At 68.1% G+C, this 18,909-nt stretch carries 16 protein-coding genes; 6 read left to right on the forward strand and 10 right to left on the reverse strand.

Annotated elements, in window-relative coordinates:
* Nucleotides 1–9: 9 nt before the first annotated feature.
* Both hemA and murI read right to left on the reverse strand, forming a co-directional pair.
* The gene (gene hemA, locus NNY25_RS06160) at nt 10–1,230 is read right to left on the reverse strand and encodes a 5-aminolevulinate synthase (RefSeq protein ID WP_265570474.1); all 1,221 of its coding nucleotides are present in this window, start codon (nt 1,228–1,230) and stop codon (nt 10–12) included.
* 98 nt (nt 1,231–1,328) lie between these two features.
* Complete coding sequence (gene murI, locus NNY25_RS06165) at nt 1,329–2,117, reverse strand: glutamate racemase (protein ID WP_420854351.1); 789 nt, start codon at nt 2,115–2,117, stop codon at nt 1,329–1,331.
* A 73-nt stretch (nt 2,118–2,190) separates the two neighbouring features.
* On the opposite strand from murI, the gene plsY reads away from it, so the two are divergent.
* From plsY to topA, 3 genes are read left to right on the forward strand one after another with little or no spacing between them, the layout of a single operon-like run.
* The gene (gene plsY / locus NNY25_RS06170; RefSeq protein WP_265570476.1) at nt 2,191–2,820 is read left to right on the forward strand and encodes a glycerol-3-phosphate 1-O-acyltransferase PlsY; all 630 of its coding nucleotides are present in this window, start codon (nt 2,191–2,193) and stop codon (nt 2,818–2,820) included.
* Nucleotides 2,780–3,889: a DNA-processing protein DprA gene (dprA, locus tag NNY25_RS06175; protein ID WP_265570477.1), complete on the forward strand. Its 1,110-nt coding sequence runs from the start codon at nt 2,780–2,782 to the stop codon at nt 3,887–3,889. Before plsY ends, dprA begins: the two co-directional genes overlap by 41 nt.
* Before the next feature lie 55 nt (nt 3,890–3,944).
* Nucleotides 3,945–6,422, forward strand: coding sequence for a type I DNA topoisomerase (topA, locus tag NNY25_RS06180; protein WP_265570478.1), 2,478 nt, complete (start codon nt 3,945–3,947; stop codon nt 6,420–6,422).
* Here the strand turns inward: topA and NNY25_RS06185 are convergent.
* From NNY25_RS06185 to NNY25_RS06215, 7 genes are all read right to left on the reverse strand, one after another.
* Complete coding sequence (locus NNY25_RS06185; protein ID WP_265570479.1) at nt 6,419–7,174, reverse strand: HesA/MoeB/ThiF family protein; 756 nt, start codon at nt 7,172–7,174, stop codon at nt 6,419–6,421. The genes topA and NNY25_RS06185 overlap by 4 nt on opposite strands.
* Nucleotides 7,171–7,611, reverse strand: a complete 441-nt coding sequence (gene dut / locus NNY25_RS06190; RefSeq protein WP_265570480.1) for a dUTP diphosphatase — start codon at nt 7,609–7,611, stop codon at nt 7,171–7,173. The genes NNY25_RS06185 and dut overlap by 4 nt, the downstream gene beginning before the upstream one ends.
* Nucleotides 7,608–8,801, reverse strand: coding sequence for a bifunctional phosphopantothenoylcysteine decarboxylase/phosphopantothenate--cysteine ligase CoaBC (gene coaBC, locus NNY25_RS06195; protein WP_265570481.1), 1,194 nt, complete (start codon nt 8,799–8,801; stop codon nt 7,608–7,610). The genes dut and coaBC overlap by 4 nt, the downstream gene beginning before the upstream one ends.
* 178 nt (nt 8,802–8,979) lie before the next feature.
* Nucleotides 8,980–10,695 (reverse strand): DEAD/DEAH box helicase, encoded by a 1,716-nt coding sequence (locus tag NNY25_RS06200; RefSeq protein ID WP_265570482.1) that lies wholly within the window; start codon nt 10,693–10,695, stop codon nt 8,980–8,982.
* Between the two features lie 72 nt (nt 10,696–10,767).
* A complete protein-coding gene (locus NNY25_RS06205; RefSeq protein ID WP_265570483.1) occupies nt 10,768–12,678 on the reverse strand; it encodes a winged helix-turn-helix domain-containing protein in 1,911 nt (636 codons plus the stop codon).
* Between the two features lie 91 nt (nt 12,679–12,769).
* A complete protein-coding gene (gene ubiB, locus NNY25_RS06210; protein WP_265570484.1) occupies nt 12,770–14,311 on the reverse strand; it encodes a 2-polyprenylphenol 6-hydroxylase in 1,542 nt (513 codons plus the stop codon).
* Between the two features lie 7 nt (nt 14,312–14,318).
* Nucleotides 14,319–15,053: a class I SAM-dependent methyltransferase gene (locus tag NNY25_RS06215; RefSeq protein WP_265570485.1), complete on the reverse strand. Its 735-nt coding sequence runs from the start codon at nt 15,051–15,053 to the stop codon at nt 14,319–14,321.
* Nucleotides 15,054–15,110: 57 nt separating this feature from the next.
* Between NNY25_RS06215 and mutM the strand changes: the two genes are divergently transcribed.
* From mutM to dnaA, 3 genes are all read left to right on the forward strand, one after another.
* Nucleotides 15,111–15,926, forward strand: a complete 816-nt coding sequence (gene mutM, locus NNY25_RS06220; RefSeq protein ID WP_265570486.1) for a bifunctional DNA-formamidopyrimidine glycosylase/DNA-(apurinic or apyrimidinic site) lyase — start codon at nt 15,111–15,113, stop codon at nt 15,924–15,926.
* Nucleotides 15,927–16,042: 116 nt separating this feature from the next.
* Nucleotides 16,043–16,306 (forward strand): 30S ribosomal protein S20, encoded by a 264-nt coding sequence (rpsT, locus tag NNY25_RS06225; RefSeq protein ID WP_265570487.1) that lies wholly within the window; start codon nt 16,043–16,045, stop codon nt 16,304–16,306.
* A 372-nt stretch (nt 16,307–16,678) separates the two neighbouring features.
* Nucleotides 16,679–18,097 (forward strand): chromosomal replication initiator protein DnaA, encoded by a 1,419-nt coding sequence (gene dnaA, locus NNY25_RS06230; protein ID WP_265570488.1) that lies wholly within the window; start codon nt 16,679–16,681, stop codon nt 18,095–18,097.
* Nucleotides 18,098–18,196: 99 nt separating this feature from the next.
* Here dnaA and NNY25_RS06235 read toward each other — a convergent pair whose 3' ends face one another.
* A complete protein-coding gene (locus tag NNY25_RS06235) occupies nt 18,197–18,886 on the reverse strand; it encodes a DUF4136 domain-containing protein (protein ID WP_265570489.1) in 690 nt (229 codons plus the stop codon).
* Nucleotides 18,887–18,909: the final 23 nt, after the last annotated feature.

Consider the following 18,909-nt stretch of genomic DNA (forward strand, 5'->3'; position numbering starts at 1 on the left):
CGGACGCCGTCAGGCGGCTTTCGCGAAGTCGAGTTCGAGCCGGTCCCAGATCTCGACCAGCGCGCCGGTCAGTTCGTCCATCATCTTCTCGGTGTGGCACGGGCCGGGCGTGAAGCGCAGCCGCTCAGTGCCGCGCGGGACGGTCGGGAAATTGATCGGCTGCACGTAGAGCCCGTATTCGGCGAGCAGGATGTCGCTGATCCGCTTGGCCTTGACCGGGCAGCCGACGAGCAGCGGCACGATGTGGGTCACGCTCGGCATCACCGGCAGGTTGGCCTCGGCGAACTTGCGCTTGAGCAGCGCGGCGGCGGCCTGCTGCGCCTCGCGTTCGACGCTCGAGCCCTTGAGATGCCGTACGCTCGCCAGCGCGCCGCCGACCAGGACGGGCGACAGGGAGGTCGTGAAGATGAAGCCCGGCGCGTAGGAGCGGATGCAATCGATGATCATCTTGCTGGCCGCGACATAGCCGCCCATTACGCCGAACGCCTTGCCGAGCGTGCCCTCGATCATGGTGACGCGGTCCGCGACCCCGTCGCGCTCCGAGATGCCGCCGCCCTTGGCGCCGTACATGCCGACCGCGTGGACTTCGTCGAGATAGGTCAGCGCGCCATATTTGTCGGCGAGGTCGCAGATGTCGGCGATCGGCGCGATGTCGCCGTCCATCGAATAGACGCTTTCGAACGCGATCAGCTTGGGCGCGTCGGCCGGCACTTCGAGCAGCAACTGCTCGAGATGCTCGAGATCGTTGTGGCGGAAGACGCGCTTCTCGCAGCCCGAATTGCGGATGCCCGCGATCATCGAGGCGTGGTTGAGCTCGTCCGAAAAGATGATGCAGCCCGGAAGCAGCTTGCCGATGGTCGACAGCGCCGCCTCGTTCGAGACGTAGCCCGAGGTAAACAGCAGCGCGGCTTCCTTGGCGTGGAGGTCGGCGAGTTCTTCTTCGAGCTGGACGTGGAGGTGGGTGTTGCCGCCGATGTTGCGCGTGCCGCCAGAGCCTGCGCCGACCTCGTGGAGCGCTTCTTCCATCGCCGCGACGACCTTGTCGTGCTGGCCCATGCCCAGATAGTCGTTCGAGCACCACACGGTGATCGGCTTGGGGCCGTTATGGCCGTGGAAGCAGCGCGCGTTGGGGTAGGCGCCCTTGGTGCGCAGGATGTCGATGAACACGCGGTAGCGGCCCTCGTCATGGAGCCGATCGATCGCCGCCTTGAAGATGCCGTTATAGTCCACGCGTCTCGTTCCCGCTCTCGCACTCAGTTACGGTTTGGCGGCCCTTTATAGCCACTTGCGGCAATTTACCACACCCGAAGCCCCTAGGGCCTTTGTCGTCAAAGCGTCTTGATCTGGCTCAATCCGAATTTTTCGAGCGCCGGGCGCAGGGTGTCGGGTGGCGGGGCGGTGAATACCGCGATGCCGTCGCCTGCCGTGTCCGGCCAAGGCTGCCCCTTGGTCAGATAGTCGATCCGCCGCGCGATGCCCGCGCCGCCGTCGACGAAGGCGACACCGGGATGCGCTTCCTCGAGCCAGTCGGCGAGGAGGGGGAAATGGGTGCAGGCGAGAACGACCGTGTCGATCTCGGCTCCGTTTGCGGCCTCGAACAAGGGCTGCGCGGCGGCAACCACCTCGTCCTTCGAGACCGTGTCGCCCGCGAGCCTGCGCTCCGCCAGTTCGACCAAGGCCGCCGAGCCGTAGCGGATGACGGTGCAATCGCCCGCGAAATCGCGGCTGAGATTGTCGACATAAGGCTGGCGCACGGTCGCCTCGGTGCCGAGCACGCCGATCACGCGGCTCTTCGAGCGCTCGGCGGCGGGCTTGATCGCCGGGACCGTGCCGACCACCGGGATATCGAGCGCGGCACGGACATGATCGAGCGCGATGGTACTCGCCGTGTTGCAGGCGATGACCGCAAGGCGCGGGCGGAAACGTTCGACCAGCCGCCCGAGAAGGGCCGGAACGCGCGCCGCGATCTCGCCTTCGCTGCGTGTCCCGTACGGGAAGGCGGCATTGTCGGCGGCGTAGACGATCGGGGCATGGGGCAGCAGTGCGCGCGTCGGTCCGAGGATCGACAGGCCGCCAATACCCGAATCGAAGAAGAGGAGGGGGGCGCCGGGCTCCATCGCCCCCATGTGGCCGTCCCTGCGCATCGGTGCAACATTGCGCTGGCGTCACGAAGCCGATAGGCCTCGTGCCATGCCGCCACTCGATCACCTTTTGATGCTCGGCCTCGGTTACCTGCTCGGCTCGATCCCGTTCGGGCTGATCCTCGCGAAAATGGCGGGGAAGGGCGATCTTCGCGACGTCGGCTCCGGCAATATCGGCGCGACCAACGCGGCGCGCGCGGGCGGAAAGGGACTGGGTGCCGCGGTCCTCCTGCTCGATGCGATCAAGGGCGCGGTCGCGGTCGCGCTGGCCAAAACGCAGGTTGGCGATCTTGCCGCCATGTACGCTGCGGCGGGCGCGCTGATCGGCCACCTCTACCCCGTCTGGCTCAGGTTCAGGGGCGGCAAGGGCGTCGCGACCCTGTTCGGCGTCCTCGTCCCGCTGCTGCCGGTCGCGGCGTTGGTCTACGCGCTGGTGTGGATCGGCCTGCTTCTCGTCGTGCGCATTTCTTCGGTGTCGGGCCTCGTCGCTGCCGTATCGGCGCCCGTCACTGCCGCCTTTGCCGGGGCGGAAAATCTCGTACCCATGCTGCTCGGTTTCACGCTTCTCATCGTCTGGAAGCATCGCGAGAATCTGCGACGCCTCGTCGCTGGAAAAGAGCCGCGCATTGGCTCTTCTCGTGAACAATCGAGCGAGACCGACCATCGAGGATCTGACTGATCGCATCCGCCTGATCCGGACCCCCGGCATCGGCCCCGTCACCTATCGCCAGCTCCTCACCCGCTTCGGCTCGGCCCGAGCGGGTATCGAGGCGATCCCCGATCTCGCGCGGCGGGGACGCGGCAAGGCCCCGCGCGTTGTATCCCCCACCGAGGCGGAACGCGAACGCGAACGGGTCGAGCGGTTGGGCGGCCACTATCTTGCGCTCGGCCAGGGGCTCTACCCGCGCCGCCTCGCCGCGCTCGAGGACGCGCCGCCGCTGCTGACCGCAAAGGGCAGACTTAACCTCCTCGACCGTCCTGCCGTCGCGATGGTCGGCGCGCGCAACGCCAGCGCGGCCGCCTGCCGCTTCGCGCGCGGCATGGCGCGCGACCTCGGGCAGGAGGGGCGCGTCGTCGTTTCGGGACTGGCGCGCGGGATCGACAGCGCCGCGCATGACGGTTCGCTTGAGACCGGCACGATCGCGGTCATCGCGGGAGGGCTCGACATCACCTACCCGCCGCAGAACGAGGCGCGCCAGTCAGACATCGCCGAACGCGGCCTGCTGGTCGCCGAGATGCCGCCGGGCACCGAACCGCGGGCGCGCCATTTCCCCTACCGCAACCGCATCATCGCCGGCCTGTCCGACGGCGTGGTGGTGGTCGAGGCCGCGCCGCGCTCGGGTTCGCTGATCACCGCGCGGCTGGCGGCCGAGGCGGGGCGCGAGGTGATGGCGGTGCCGGGCTCGCCGCTCGACCCGCGGGCACGCGGGTGCAACGGGCTGATCCGCGACGGGGCGAGCCTCGTCCAGGACGCGAACGATGTCATCGCCTGCCTGTCGCCCCTCGATGCGCGTGCCAGCGCAGCCGTCGCCGAGGAGCGTGAGCCCGCGCCGCTTCCCGCCGTGCCCGACGATGCGGCGAGCGCCGAGGTCGAGGCGCTGCTCGGGCCGGTGCCCGTGTCGGTCGATGAACTGGTGCGCCAGTCGGGCGTTGCTCTTGCCCAGGTCCAGCTTGCCCTGCTCGAACTCGACCTGGCCGGGCGTCTCGACCGTCATGCAGGGGGTCGGGTCAGTCTCATTCCCGCTTGACGGGATCGCCGCTCGACCGATCATCGCGCGTACACACGTATAGGGAAGCCCCAACTTGAAGCTCGTCATCGTCGAATCGCCGGCCAAGGCCAAGACCATCGAAAAATATTTGGGACCTGGGCACAAGGTGCTCGCCAGCTACGGTCACGTCCGCGACCTGCCGCCCAAGGACGGCTCGGTCGATCCCGACGACGATTTTGCGATGAAGTGGGCGATCAACGCCGACAAGCGCAACAAGGAACAGGTCAAGGCGATCGCCGACGCGGCGGCCGGCGCCGACACGCTGATTCTCGCGACCGACCCCGATCGCGAGGGCGAAGCGATCAGCTGGCACGTCCAGGAACTGCTCGCCAAGAAGAAGGCGCTGCCGGACCACGTCCAGCGCGTCACCTTCAACGCGATCACCAAGTCGGCGGTGACCGACGCGATGGCCGCGCCGCGCGATCTCGATATCGACCTGATCGATGCCTATCGCGCCCGCCGCGCGCTCGACTATCTGGTCGGTTTCACCCTCTCGCCGATCCTGTGGCGCAAGCTGCCGGGCGCGCGTTCGGCGGGCCGCGTCCAGTCGGTCGCACTACGCCTCATCGTCGATCGCGAGCGAGAGATCGAGATGTTCGTGCCGCAGGAATATTGGCAGGTCGGCGCGACGTTCGAGGCTGACGGCACACCCTTCCAGGCGCGGCTGGTCCGGTTCGATGGCGACAAGATCGACCGATTGACGATCGGCGACAAGGGCAGCGCCGACAAGGCCAAGGCGGCGGTCGAGGCGGGACATTTCACGGTCTCGAGCATCGAGACCAAGCCGCTCACGAAGAACCCGCCGCCGCCTTTCACGACCTCGACGCTGCAGCAGGAAGCGGCGCGCAAGTTGGGCTTTTCCGCCAGCCACACGATGAGCCTCGCACAGCGGCTCTACGAGGCGGGCGCGATCACCTACATGCGTACCGACGGCGTGCAGATGGCGGGCGAAGCGCTCTCGGCGGCGCGGCGCGCGGTCGCGGATCGCTATGACGCGGGCTATCTCCCGGACAAGCCGCGCCAGTACAAGTCGAAGGCCAAGAATGCGCAGGAAGCGCACGAGGCGATCCGCCCGACCGACTTCTCGCGAGATCATGCCGCGAGCGGCGACGAGGCGCGGCTCTACAACCTGATCTGGAAGCGCGCGCTCGCCTCGCAAATGGCGGCCGCGCGCCTCGAGCGCACGACGATCGAACTGGTCGACGGCACCGGTCGCTGCACGCTGCGCGCGACGGGCCAGGTGGTGAAGTTTCCGGGCTTCATCGCGCTCTACGAGGAAGGCCGCGACGACGCCGAGAGCGAGGACGAGGGCCGGATGCCGATGATGTCTGAGGGCGACGCGCCGGCCAAGACCAAGGTCGAGGCGACCCAGCACTTCACCCAGCCCCCGCCGCGTTTCTCCGAGGCGAGCCTCGTCAAGCGGCTCGAGGAGCTCGGCATCGGGCGCCCGTCGACCTATGCTGCGACGCTCCAGACGCTGAAGGACCGCGAGTATGTGCGGCTCGACAAGCAGCGCTTCGTGCCGGAGGAGAGCGGGCGTCTCGTGACGGCCTTCCTCGAGCGCTTCTTCGAACGCTACGTGAACTACGACTACACCGCCGAACTCGAGGAAGAGCTCGACGACATCTCGGGCGGCCGGCTCGACTGGCAGCGGATGCTCGGCGACTTCTGGCGCGACTTCAAGCCCAAGGCTGGCGAGGTCATGGAACAGAAGCCCTCCGACATCACCGCCGCGCTCGACGACTTCCTTTCGCCCTGGCTGTTCCCGGACAAGGGCGACGGATCGGACGCGCGCGCCTGTCCCAAATGCGACGACGGCACGCTGTCGCTGCGCGGGGGCAAGTTCGGCGCGTTCGTCGCCTGCTCCAACTATCCCGAGTGCAAATATACGCGGCCCTTCGGTGTGCGCGGCGAAGCGGCGCAGGACGGGCCGATGGAACTGGGCGAGGGGATCGAACTCAAGGTCGGTCGCTTCGGTCCCTATGTCGAACAGGAAGTCGACGGGGAGAAGAAGCGCGCCTCGCTGCCCAAGGACGTGCCGAGCGATGCGCTCGACCTGGCGATGGCGAAGAAGCTCCTGTCGCTGCCGCGCACGCTGGGCGACCATCCCGAGACGGGCAAGCCGGTGACGGCGTCGATCGGGCGCTACGGGCCCTACCTGGCGCATGACGGCAACTATGCGCGGCTCAAGTCGACCGCGGACGTGTTCGAGACCGGCATGAACCAGGCTGTCGTGCTGCTCGCCGAGGCCGCGGCCAAGAAGGGCGGCGGGGGGCGCGGGAGCCGCGAACCGCTGAAGGTCCTAGGCAAGCATCCGGCGAGCGAGGCCGAGGTCAAGGTGATGGACGGGCGCTACGGGCCCTACGTCACCGACGGCAAGACCAATGCGACGCTGCCCAAGGGGACCGAGCCCGAGGGCCTTACGCTCGAGGAAGCGGTGCGGCTGATCGACGAAAAGGCCGCCAAGGGTCCCGCCAAGAAGCGCCGGACCACGCGCAAGAAGAAGGCCTAGTCCCTCCCCTGGCCGCACGCGCGGCAGGCGGGGTCGGCGGCGATCTTGATCTGCCGCCAGCTCGCTTGCACGCCGTCGAACAGATGGAGCGAGCCCGCGCTGTCGGGACCGATCCCCGCGAGGTGGCGGATGGCGAGCATGGCGGCGAAGCTTCCCATGGTCAGCGTCAGCGCGCCCAGCACGCCCAGTTCGGCGCAGGTGTCGCAATCGTCCGCATCGAACGCGTCGCCGACGAAGCAGCGATAGCAGGGCTGGCCCTTGAACAGGGCGACCTGTCCCTGGAATTGCTGGCCGGCTGCCGAAATCAGCGGGATTCCGAGCGAAACGCAGGCGTCGGACACGGCGAGGCGGGTGGCGAAGTTGTCGGTGCCGTCGATGACGAGGTCGTGGCCTTCGAGCAAGGTAGCGGCATTGTCGGCATCGATGCGCACGCCGTGGGTGTCGAACGCGACGTGCGGATTGCGCGCGGTAGCCCAGTCCTCGGCGAGGTCGGTCTTTGCCTTGCCGACATCCTCGGTGCGGTAGAGGGGCTGGCGCTGGAGGTTGGAGAGGTCGACGTCGTCTGCATCGATCAGGGTGAGGCGGCCGATGCCGGCGCCCACCAGCGCGGGAAGAACCCCGGCACCGATCCCGCCTGCGCCGACGAGCGCGACGCGCGCGGCCTTCAATGCCTTCTGCCCGTGCCCGCCCAGCTGGGGCAGGACGATGTGCCGCGCGTAGCGGTCGAGTTCGTCGTCGCTGAGGCTGGTCACTGGCCGGTCGAGCCGAACCCCCCGGCACCGCGCGCCGTGTCATCGAGTTCCTCGACTTCGGCGAAGGAGGCGCGGGTGACTGCGGCAGGGACGATCTGGGCGATGCGCTCGCCGCGCTTGATCACGAACGGCTCGCCGCCATGGTTGATCAGCAGCACCTTCAGTTCGCCGCGATAGTCGCTGTCGATCGTGCCGGGCGTGTTGGGAACGGTGACGCCGTGCTTGAAGGCGAGGCCCGAGCGCGGGCGCACCTGGATCTCGTAGCCGTCGGGGATGGCGACGCGAAAGCCGGTCGCGACCGGGTGACGCCCACCGGGCGGGATGATCACGTCCTCGGCAGACACCACGTCCATCCCCGCCGCGCCGTCGGTGGCATAGGTGGGAAGGGGCAGGTCTTCGCCATGCGGAAGGCGGGCGATCTGGATCGAGATGGTCATGAGAGGCTTTCCGAAATTCTGGTGACAAGATGCTGGGCGACCGCGTCTTTCGACGCTTCGTCCCAATCCTCGCTGCCGTCGGCGGTGACGAGGTGGATGCGGTTGCGGTCCCCACCCATGACATCGCCCGAGACGTCGTTGGCGAGGACCCAGTCGGCCTTTTTGCGCGCCCGCTTGGCGGTCGCGTTGGCGACGACATCGTCGGTTTCGGCGGCAAAGCCGACGAGGAGGCCGGGGCGGTCGGGATGCTCGCCCAGTTCGGCGAGGATGTCGGGATTGCGCTCGAATTGGAGGTCGGGCGCGCCCGCGTCCTTCTTGAGCTTGGTGTCGGATGGCTCGACCCGCCAGTCGGCGACTGCGGCGACCATGATGGCGACATCGGCGGGCAGCGCGCCCATTACCGCGTCGCGCATCTCGCGCGCGGTCTCGACGTCGATGCGGGTGACGCCTGCGGGCGTGGCGAGCACCACAGGGCCCGCGACCAGCGTGACGCGCGCACCGGCAGCGGCTGCGGCGCGGGCGATGGCGAACCCTTGCTTGCCCGAGGACCGGTTGGCGATGACGCGCACCGGATCGATGGGTTCGTGCGTCGGGCCTGCGGTGACGAGCACGTGGCGACCCGAAAGCGGCCCGTCGGGGCCCGCCAGTGGCGCGGTGGTGGCCTCCCCGAGCGGGAGCGCGGCGAGGATCGCTTCGGGATCGGGCAGGCGGCCCGGGCCGAATTCACCGCACGCCATCGCGCCCTCGTCGGGATCGAGCACGGTAATGCCGTCGGCGCGCAATTGTGCGACGTTGCGCTGGGTCGCGGCGTGCTGCCACATGCGCACGTTCATCGCAGGCGCCACGGTGACCGGCTTGTCGGTCGCGAGCAGCAGCGTGGTAGCGAGATCGTCGGCAACGCCCGCCGCCATCTTGGCGAGAAGGTCGGCGGTGGCCGGGCAGACGAGCACGTGGTCGGCGGCGCGCGAGAGCTGGATGTGGCCCATCTCGGCCTCGTCCTTCAGGTCCCACAGCGAGGTATAGACCGGGCTTTCGGCAAGCGCGGCAAGGCTCATCGGAGTGACGAAATGCGATCCGCCGTTGGTCAGGACGGGGGTCACCTCGTGGCCCTGCTTGCGCGCCAGGCGGATGAGCTCGGCAGCCTTGTAGGCGGCGATCCCGCCCCCGACGATGAGCAGCAGGCGGGCCATCAGCGCACCTCCCCAGCGAGGGAAAGTCTACGCAGGGTCGGCCTTCCGGCGCAGGGCGCAGGAAGGGTTATCGCGGGCTGCGAGACGAATTGACGGCGAGTCGTCGGCATGCCGGGGAGGGTGGCGGGCGAAATCCCAATAGGGAAGGCTTTTTCGCGCCCATCGGCGCCGCGACGCGTCAGCCCTTGATGCGGTGACGCTGCGGCTTGCCCTGGCGGCGCTCGTGACGCTCGCGGTTCTTCTGCTGCTGGTGCTTGCGGCGCGAGGGTCCGCCCTTGGGCGCCTGCGGGGCAGGACCGCGCAGCTGCTGCTCGATCACCATGCCCTCGTCCTCGGGCGCGATGGTGGCGCGCTTGAGCGCATCGAGAAAGCCCGGCACGGCGCGCGACTTCACTTCGAAATAGCTGTCGGCCGCCGCGATGCGGATCGCGCCGATCTCGTTGCGCGTGATGTGGCCGTAGCGGCAGATCACCGGGAGCAGCCAGCGCGGGTCGGCATTGTGGCGGCGACCGGCATTGATGCGGAACCAGACGCTGTCCTCGAACCCTTCGCGCGGCTGAGGCGCACCGTCGGGCTTTTCGCCCCGCTGCGGGCGCCTGATGATATCCTCGGGTTCGGGAAGGTCGGATTTGAGCGCGCGAGCGAGCGCAAGCGCCATCGCCTCAGGGGTCAGCGCGTCGGCCAATTCGGCAGCGAACTCGGTTTCATCGGGCGTGGGATCGTCGGGCAGCGCAAGCTTGGCGAACAGGCGGTCGCGGTCGGCGGCGCGCACGGTTTCGGGCGTCGGCGGTTCGATCCACTCGGCGCGGATCCCGGCGTGGCGCAGCATCGATTCGACGCGGCGCTGCGCGCGGTAGGGGACCATCAGGATGGCGGTGCCCTTGCGACCCGCGCGCCCGGTGCGGCCCGAGCGGTGCTGGAGCGCTTCCGCGTCGCGCGGCAGCTCGACATGGATGACGAGGCTGACCGAGGGCAGGTCGATGCCGCGCGCGGCGACGTCGGTCGCGACGCAGACGCGCGCGCGCTTGTCACGCAGCGCCTGCAGCGCGCGGTTGCGTTCGGACTGGCTCATCTCGCCCGACAGCGAGACCGCGGCGAACCCGCGCTCGTGGAGGCTCGAATGAAGTCGGCGGACCGCCTCGCGCGTGGCGCAGAACAGGATCGCGGTGTCGGCCTCGTGGAGGCGCAGCAGGTTGACCACCGCATGTTCGAGGTCGGACGGGGCGAGCAGCATCGCCTGGTAGGCGATGTCGGCATGCGCCTCGCGCTCGGCGAGCGTCTCGATGCGCAGCGGATCGTCGGTGTAGCGCTTGGCGAGCGCGACGATCGGCTTGGGCATGGTCGCCGAGAATAGGAGGGTGCGGCGCTCCTTGGGCGTCGCGTCGAGGATTTCCTCGAGTTCCTCGCGAAAGCCCATGTCGAGCATCTCGTCGGCCTCGTCGAGGACGGCGGTGCGGATCGCCGAAAGATCGAGCGCGCCGCGTTCGAGGTGGTCGCGCAGGCGCCCGGGCGTGCCGATGACGAGGTGCGCGCCGCCCTGCAGCGCGCGGCGCTCCTTGAACGGGTCCATCCCGCCGACGCAGGTGACGATGCGCGCGCCGGCTTCGGCATAAAGCCAGGCGAGTTCCTTGGCGACCTGGAGCGCGAGCTCGCGGGTCGGGGCGATGACGAGGCCGAGCGGCGCGACGGCGAAGGGGAGGCGGTCCTCTTCGAGCAGGTCGTGCGCCATGGCGAGGCCGAAGGCGACGGTCTTGCCAGAGCCGGTGCGCGCCGAGACGATGAGGTCGCGGCCGTGGGCCTCCGGGGCGGCGGCGGCGGACTGGACGGGGGTCAGCGTATCGTAGCCGCGCGCGTCGAGCGCGGCGGCGAGCGCCGTGGGAATTTGATGGGGCATGGCGCGCGCCTTAGGCGCAATCGCGCGGGGGCGAAAGGTAAATGTCTGGATTTGCGTAAAAAGTGGGCTTGGTCAGGACGCGGGTGCGCGCAGCGGGGAGAGCGGCATGTCGACGGCGGCGCCGAATTCCCGCGCCTCGCGATCGATCCTCGCCGCGTAGCGGGCGTCGATCGCGCGGAAACGCGGATTATCGCGCAGCGAGGCGTAGATGGGGTTCGACGCGAGCGATGGCGGACCGACCGGATCTGCGAGGCGAGGGTCGATCGCGATCATCCAGTCGCGGCGGCTCGCTTCCTCGATCAGCAGCAGCGCTTCGTCGCGATTGCCGGCGAGGGTCTCGAGGCGCGCGCGGCGCTCGAGCATCGTGCCGGGCGTCGCGCGCGAGCGCTTGATGGCACGGGTCATGTCGAGCGCGACGTCGAGGATACGCTCGGCATCCTGCGTGCGGCCCTGCGCGCGCATCGCCAGGACGAGCCAGGGCGACCATTCGACGAAGGCCAGCCGACCGTATTTGTGCCGCGCCATCAGCGCTTCCGGACTGCCATAATTGTCATCGTAGAAGTCGACGACCTCCCCGCTCCGCCCGGTCGAGACCAGGCGCTCCATCGAGATGTCGCCGATCGGAAGGAACCAGGCACCGACGCGATTGACCGTGTCCCATTGCGCGTAAGGCTCGGCGGGGATGTTGCCCGCGGCGATCCGGGCGATAATCGCGCCGCGTCGCTTGCCCAGCAGTAGCGGCGCGTAGCCCATGCGCATGATCGCCGCGTCGGCAAGGTTCTCGTAGGTGCGCACGTCGGCCTCGCCGGCTGCGCGAGACGCCTGGCGCATCGCGACCGCGAAAGTCGACCAGTCGCCTTCCATCCCGGCCAGCAGGGCCCGAGCGGCCTCGCGGTTGCCGGGGCGGCGGTTGGATTCGCCGTAGCGTTCGAGCCAGCGGCGCGCGTCGTCCCCCCGTCCCGAGCGCCAGGCGATGTAGGCGTGGGTGGGAAGCTTGAAGTCGTCGGGGGCCAGTTGGGCGAAGCGGCTCGAGGCTTCGAGCATGCGCTCGTGGTCGAAGGCGAGTTCGGCGGACAGGGCCGCGAGGTGCCAGTGATGCGCGTTGCCCGGGTCGAGCGCGATCGCCTTGTCGAGCAGGGCGAGTGCGAGGTCGGGGCGCTGGGGCTGGTCGAAGAAGATGTGCAGCGCGGCCTCGGTATGGAGCAAGTAGGGATTGTCCGGATCGAGGCGGCGCGCGCGGTCGAACAGGATATCGGCCGTCGCCGCGTTGACGTGCGGGTCCTTGCTTTCGAGCCCGAACTCCTCCTGGAATCGGCGTCCCATGGCGAGCATCGCCCAGGCCCCTGCCATGTCGGGGCGCCGCCGGGTCAGGGCGCTCATCGAATCGATCGCTTCGGCGATCGCGGCGCTATCGCCCTTTTCGTAGGCGGACAGCGCGTCGGACAGCAGCGCGTGATCGGCAGCCTCGACCGTTTCGGTCACGCTCGGGCCCGACCGCTCGACGAAGGTCGCGACGAGGATCGATCCGCCCAGAAGTGCGAGCGCGCCCGCGAGGGCGAGCGTCCAGCGGGCGGGTCGATCCCTCGGGGCGAGCGGCTCGGTCTCGCGACCGGCGAGACGATAGCCCACCTTGGGGACGGTCTCGATCTCGAAGCGTTCCTCGTCGAGTTCGCGGGCGAGCTTGCGCAATTGCGAGATGACGCGGCTGATCGCGTTGTCGGAGACGTTGAGCCCGTCCCAGCAAGTCCCGATCAGGTCCTCGCGGGAGAGGATGTCGCCATCGGCACGGTGAAGCGCGACAAGGACCTGCATCGCGCGTGGTTCGATGCGGTGTTCCTGGCGCTGGCGATCGATGACGAGAAGCGAGGCGGGGTGGATTTCGGCACCGCCGAGCAGGAAGGGGTCGAGATGCGCAAGGACGATGCGGCCGTCCTCGAAGGCGGCCGGCCCGGGAGAGTCTCCTTGGGTCCAGACAAGGTTCAACGCACTTCCCCAATCTTGCCGCAGGTTAGTCCCGCGCGCGGCAAAACGGAAGAAATCACCCCGTCATCACGAAAAAATCACGTCGCTCGGGTCAGGAAAGCGTGCCCGCGAGAAGCATCGCCGCGGCGCCTACCGCGCCCGCAAGGAGCGCGGTGAACGCGTAGCCGAGCCAGCTGCCGCCGCGGATGACCTGCACCTCGGGAAGCGGCGGGGGCGGGGGCGCGGCGCCCGGTTCGGGGTAGCTCGCGTCGATCTTGTCGATGAGGTGGGGGAGCTTCTTCAACGAGCGCACGATGTCGACGATGCGGTCGGCGAGATAGGCCTCGGGACCGAGCTCGGTGCGCAGCCAGTCCTTGAGGAACGGTTCGGCCGCTTCCCACATGTTGATGTCGGGATCGAGCGCGGTGGCAACGCCTTCTTCCATCACCATCGTCTTCTGGAGGAGGAGGAGATGGGGCTGGGTCGCCATGTCGAAATCGCGGGTGATCGCGAACAGGCCCTCGAGCATGCGCCCGACGCTGATATCCTTGACCGGAAGGCCGCGAATCGGCTCGCCTACGGCGCGCAGCGCGGTCGCGAACTCGTCGACATTGTGGTGCGAGGGCACGTACTGCGCTTCGAAATGAATTTCGGCGACGCGGCGGTAATTGCCGGTGATGAGGCCGTAGAGGATTTCGGCGAGCCACAGCCGTGCGCGGCGGTCGATGCGCCCCATGATGCCGAAATCGACCGCGGCCAGGCGCCCGTCTGGCAGCGCGAACAGGTTGCCCTGATGAAGGTCGGCGTGGAAGAAACCGTCGACGACCGCCTGGCGCAGGAAGGCGCGCACGAGGATCTCGGCAAGCTGCTTCAAGTCATGGCCCGCCGCGATGAGCTCGTCGCGCTTGGTCAGCTTGATGCCCTCGATCCACTCCATGGTGAGGACACGGCGCGCGGTGCGGCTCCAGTCGATCTCGGGGACCATGAAGCCGGGTTCGGCGATCATCTTCTCCTTGAGCTCGGAGGCCGAAGCCGCCTCGCGCTGGAGATCGAGTTCGCGGCGAGTCCATTGCTTGAAATAAGCGATGACCTGGCGCGGGCGCAGCCGCTCGGCCTCGCCGCCCAGCAGTTCGACATGGGCAGCGGCCCATTCGTAGGTCTCGATGGCGTCGGCGAACACGTCCTCGATGCCTGGGCGCAGCACCTTGACCGCGACTTCGCGGCCTTCGGTGGTGACGGCGTGGTGGACCTGCGCGATCGAGGCGGCCCCGACCGGCTCCTCGTCGAATTCGGCGAACAACGTCTCGAGCGGGGCTTCGAGCGCCTTTTCGACCGCTCGGCGCACGTCGGCGAAGGGGGCGGGCGGCAGCGAATCCTGGAGCTTGAGGAGGTTGGTGGCCGCTTCCTCGCCGACAAGGTCGGGGCGGGTGGCGAGCGCCTGGCCGAGCTTGATGGCGGCGGGGCCGATTTCCTGGAGCGCGGCGGCATAGTCGGGCTTGGCGGGAATGCTGGCACCGAAGCGGGCGATGCGCGCCAGCCGCTTGGCCCCGGGCGGGGTAAGCGGATCGCGCTCGATCCCGGTCAGCGCGCCGTGGCGGGCCAGCGTACGGCCCCAGCGCATGAGGCGGAACAGGTGGGTCAGCGAACCGGCCATCGACGCGCTAGATCTTCCAGCCGCCATGGATGGCGACAAGGCCGCCGAGAATGGGTTCGACGCTCGTCGAGACGAAGCCGGCCTCGCGGATCATCGCCTCGAAGTCGTGCATGCGCGGGAAGCGGCGGATAGATTCGACGAGATACTGGTAGCTGTCCGCGTCGTCGGCGACGGCCTTGCCGATCTTCGGGATCACGTTCTCGGAATAGAGTTCGTAGGCCTTGCCGAAACCCGGCCATTCGCTGGTCGAGAATTCGAGGCAGTAGAAGCGGCCGCCGCGCTTCAAGACGCGGTGCGCCTCCCTGAGGGCTGCAGGAATGTCGGTGACGTTCCGGATGCCGAACGCGATCGTGTAGGCGTCGAAGCTCGCATCCTCGAAGGAGAGATCTTCCGCATTCTCGACCTGCCAGGCGAGCGGCAGACCGGGCTTCTTCTCGGCGCGCTCCATGCCGACGGCGAGCATGTCGGGATTGATATCCGAGACGGAGACATGCGCGCCCTTCTTGGCCATGCGGAACGCGATGTCGCCCGTGCCGCCCGCCATGTCGAGAATGGCCTCGCCGGGGCGCGGCTTCACCTTGGCGACGAAGCGGTCCTTCCACAGCCGGTGCATGCCGCCGCTCATAAGGTCGTTCATGACGTCGTAGCGGCGCGCGACCGAGCTGAACACGCCACCGACGAGGCGCTGTTTCTCGTCGCGGTCGACCAGGCGGTCGCCGAACTGGACTTTGTCGTCGCTCATGGGGGCGGCCCTAGCAGGGCTTGGCGGTGCGACAAAGCCGCTTTATCGCGTGGCGCCATGCCGGAACTTCCCGAAGTCGAAACGACCGTGCGCGGTCTCGAACGCGTCCTCGACGGCCAGCGCATCGCGCGGGTCGAGGTGCGTCGGCCCGACCTGCGCCGGCCATTTCCGGATGGGCTGGGGCAGCGGCTGACGGGGGCGCGCGTGACCGGCCTGTCGCGCCGCGCCAAGTTCGGACTGGTCGCGACCGACCGCGGCGAGACGATGATCTTCCACCTCGGCATGTCGGGGCGCTGGCGGATCGATCCCGACGAGATCGGGGCCCACGACCACCTGGTGCTGGAGACGCAGGAGGGGCGGCGCCTGGCGCTCAACGACCCGCGCCGGTTCGGGTCGGTCGACCTGGTGGCAAACGACTCGCTCGACGCCTTCCAGCCGTTCGTCGGACTGGGGCCCGAACCGCTCGGCGAGGCGATCGACGGGGCGTGGCTCAAGGACAGGTTCGCGGGGCGCAGCGCGGCGGTGAAGCTGCTGCTGCTCGACCAGCGTATCGTCGCGGGGCTGGGCAATATCTATGCGTGCGAGGCGCTCTACCGCGCGCGCATCGACCCGCGCCGCGCGGGCGGGCGGATCGCGAAAGCGCGGCTCGATCTGCTGGCGGCGGCGATCCCGCAAGTGCTCGAGGAAGCGATCGCGGCGGGGGGATCGACGCTGCGCGACTTTGCCGCCCCCGACGGCGAACTCGGCTATTTCGCCAAGTCGTTCGACGTCTACGGGCGCGAGGGCGAGGCGTGCCGTTCGTGCGCGGGCGCGGTAAAGCGGATCGTGCAGGGCGGGCGATCGACCTTTTTCTGCCCTTCCTGCCAGCGCTAGAGTGTTGACGGATGGCGCCCTTGTCGCTAGGGGAGCGCCAACCCGGTGCGAGCTGGACAGCAACGCGCCGTTTTTTCATTGAACGCACAACGATTTAGACAGGACGAGGTCACACTATGGCGAACACGCCGCAAGCCCGTAAGCGCATCCGCCGCAATGCGCGTCGTGCGGAGATCAACGGTTCGCGCGTGAGCCGTATCCGCACCTTCATCAAGGCCGTTGAAACCGCCATCGCCGGCGGCAAGAAGGCCGACGCGGAAGCCGCGCTCAAGGCCGCGCAGCCCGAGATCGCCCGCGGCGTCGCCAAGGGTGTGATGCACAAGAACACCGCGTCGCGGAAGGTCAGCCGCCTGTCGAAGCGGGTCGCTTCGCTCGGTTAACTCCGCGTTTACCGCAGGTTCGACACGGGCCGTCGGCGAGAGCCGGCGGCCCGTCTCGATTCAGGACTTCATGAAAAGCCAGCATTTCCCGCGATTCGCATTTCGGGGTTCTGGCAGCATGAAGAGGGAAAGCCCAGAAAACCGTCGTTTCTGCAATTTTTCGCGGCTTTTCAGTGTCAAGACTGTTTATTTCACATTTATGAAAAAACGGGGGTTGAAAGCGCCCCCCGCGCGTCCTTAAAAATAGTCTTCCGGGCGCGATTCCGTCCCCGGGGGGCAAGTCAGAGGGTACCGTTTCGGCGCCGGGTCCATGTGATCCGCGCGACGGGTGACCTTTGCCTGTCTGAGGCAACTTCAAGGAGGCGCGAGCCAGTGCAGGGCGAAGGACAGGTTGCGCGCCAGGACAAGGGCAGGGAGGTCGTTGCGACCCCGCTCGATGCCGCCTGGGAAACCATTCGCGCGAACCTTCGCCGGGACTGCGGCGCACGCACTTTCGACGGCTGGCTCAAGCCCGCCGAGCTCGGCGACTTCGATGCCGAGAGCGGCGAACTGTCGATCGTCATGCCGAGCCAGTTCATGGCCGACTGGGTCACTTCGCATTTCGGCGACCGCCTCCAACTGGCCTGGACCAGCGCGCTGCCGATCGTCACGTCGGTCAAGGTGGTTGCCGCCGCCGATGGTCCGCGTCCGTCGCCGCTTCTGATTCTCGAGGACACGCCGAAGGCCGAGCCGGCCAGCGCGGGCGCGAGCGCCGAGCGTGATCCCTCCGCGCCCAATTTCGATTCGCGCTACCGTTTCGAGACCTTCGTCGTCGGCAAGGCGAACGAAGTCGCCGCGACGGCTGCCCGCACGCTGGCGAGCGCGGACCGCGTGGGCTTCAACCCGCTCTTCCTCCACGGGGGCACGGGCCGGGGCAAGACCCACCTGCTGCACGCCATCGGCCAGGCTTTCCTCGAGGCCAATCCAGGCGCGCGCGTCGTGTCCATGTCGGCCGAGAAGTTCATGGTCGAGTTCGTCCGCGCGCTGCGCGAGAACGACACGATCGGCTTCAAGCATCGTCTGCGCAGCGCCGACCTCCTGCTGATCGACGACGTCCAGTTCATCGCGGGCAAGGACTCGACGCAGGAAGAATTCTTCCACACGATGAACGAGATCATCACCGCGGGCCGCCGCCTGGTGATCACCTCGGACCGTGCGCCGCAGGATCTCGACGGCATCGCGCCGCGCATCCTCTCGCGCCTGTCGTGGGGCCTCGTCGCCGACATCAACCCGGCCGATTACGAGCTGCGCCTCAACATCGTGCGCGCCAAGCTCGACGCGCTGCCGGGGGTCGAGATGCCGCCGGCGGTGATCGAGTTCCTCGCGCGCCGCATTTCCAACTCGATCCGCGAGCTCGAGGGCGCACTGAACCGCATCGCCGCCTACGCGATGATGACGGGACGCGAGATCGACGTGCCGTTCGTCGAGGAAGTCCTCGCCAACGTGCTGCGCGCTAACCAGCGCCGCATCTCGATCGACGAAATCCAGACGCAGGTCGCCGAGCATTTCCGCATCCGGAAAGCCGAGATGACCTCAGCCAGACGCGCCCGCGAAGTGGCCCGGCCGCGGCAGGTCGCCATGTACCTGTCCAAGCAGCTGACTCCCAAGTCGCTGCCCGATATCGGCCGTCGCTTCGGCGGGCGCGACCATACGACGGTGATCCATGCCGTGAAGCAGATCGAGCGGCTGCGCGCCGCCGACGCCGAGCTGGACGCCGACATCCGCCTGCTGACCCGCCAGCTCGAAGGCTGACGAAGGGCAACCCCTGTCCAGTCCCCAACTGGCATGAAAAAGGCCCGCCGGTACATGTGACCGGCGGGCCTTGATCGTTTCCGTCGCGGAAGGCGCGCCCTAGCGCTCGTCCTTGTCCGGCTTGACCGTGATGCGGACCGTTTCGCCGGACTTGCCCGGGAAGTCGGTGAACATCGCGGTGACGAGGTTGGGCATCAGCGTGCCCAAGTCGTCGGTGCGCGAACGCGCCTGCGCGGTGCCTTCGAACAGCATCTGGCTGTCCGCGGTGCGGCGGATGTCGAGCTCGAGCTCGCTGCGATACTCGGTGTAGCTCTGGATGCGCTGGCCGTAGGGCGAGAACCAGAACGGATCGTCCCAGCCATAATAGAAGGCGCGGCGCGGCCCGTAATAGCGATAGCGCGAATAATAGGGGCGATAGCGCGAGTAATAGAACGGCGCCCGGGCACCCCAGTAGCTGCGATAGGCGTAGCTGTCGTACAGCGGGTCGTGGACGATGCGCGTGCGACCGTCGTCGACGTCGTAGCCGACCTGGACGACCATGGTGGCATCCTCGATCGAGGCGGCCGGCGCATAGCCCTGCTGCTGCATCGCGTTGCTGACCAGCGCCGAGAAGCGCTCGAATTCGAGGCTGCCGATCTTGGCGGCATCCTTGGGTACGACCACGAAGCTCTGGCCCGCCGTCGCCGGCATGGCCTGATAGCGGCTGACCTTGGTCGGCAGCCCGGTGGCGCACGCCGAGAGGCCCATGATGGCCACGCTCGCGAGCGCCGCTTTCACAAATTTACGCATGACAGATCCCTCGCCATAAACCG

Origin of the sequence: Sphingomicrobium nitratireducens, from assembly GCF_026157035.1 — a bacterium.
Taxonomy (GTDB): Bacteria; Pseudomonadota; Alphaproteobacteria; order Sphingomonadales; family Sphingomonadaceae; genus Sphingomicrobium; species Sphingomicrobium nitratireducens.

What these genes read in the sequence shown, in the direction of transcription:
- NNY25_RS06215 (WP_265570485.1), bottom strand. Translation starts at nt 15,053, where the DNA reads ATGAGCGACGACAAAGTCCAGTTCGGCGACCGCCTGGTCGACCGCGAC.
- coaBC (WP_265570481.1), bottom strand. Translation starts at nt 8,801, where the DNA reads ATGGCCCGCCTGCTGCTCATCGTCGGGGGCGGGATCGCCGCCTACAAG.
- ubiB (WP_265570484.1), bottom strand. Translation starts at nt 14,311, where the DNA reads ATGGCCGGTTCGCTGACCCACCTGTTCCGCCTCATGCGCTGGGGCCGT.
- murI (WP_420854351.1), bottom strand. Translation starts at nt 2,117, where the DNA reads ATGGAGCCCGGCGCCCCCCTCCTCTTCTTCGATTCGGGTATTGGCGGC.
- NNY25_RS06200 (WP_265570482.1), bottom strand. Translation starts at nt 10,695, where the DNA reads ATGCCCCATCAAATTCCCACGGCGCTCGCCGCCGCGCTCGACGCGCGC.
- plsY (WP_265570476.1), top strand. Translation starts at nt 2,191, where the DNA reads ATGCCGCCACTCGATCACCTTTTGATGCTCGGCCTCGGTTACCTGCTC.
- mutM (WP_265570486.1), top strand. Translation starts at nt 15,111, where the DNA reads ATGCCGGAACTTCCCGAAGTCGAAACGACCGTGCGCGGTCTCGAACGC.
- rpsT (WP_265570487.1), top strand. Translation starts at nt 16,043, where the DNA reads ATGGCGAACACGCCGCAAGCCCGTAAGCGCATCCGCCGCAATGCGCGT.
- NNY25_RS06235 (WP_265570489.1), bottom strand. Translation starts at nt 18,886, where the DNA reads ATGCGTAAATTTGTGAAAGCGGCGCTCGCGAGCGTGGCCATCATGGGC.
- dut (WP_265570480.1), bottom strand. Translation starts at nt 7,611, where the DNA reads ATGACCATCTCGATCCAGATCGCCCGCCTTCCGCATGGCGAAGACCTG.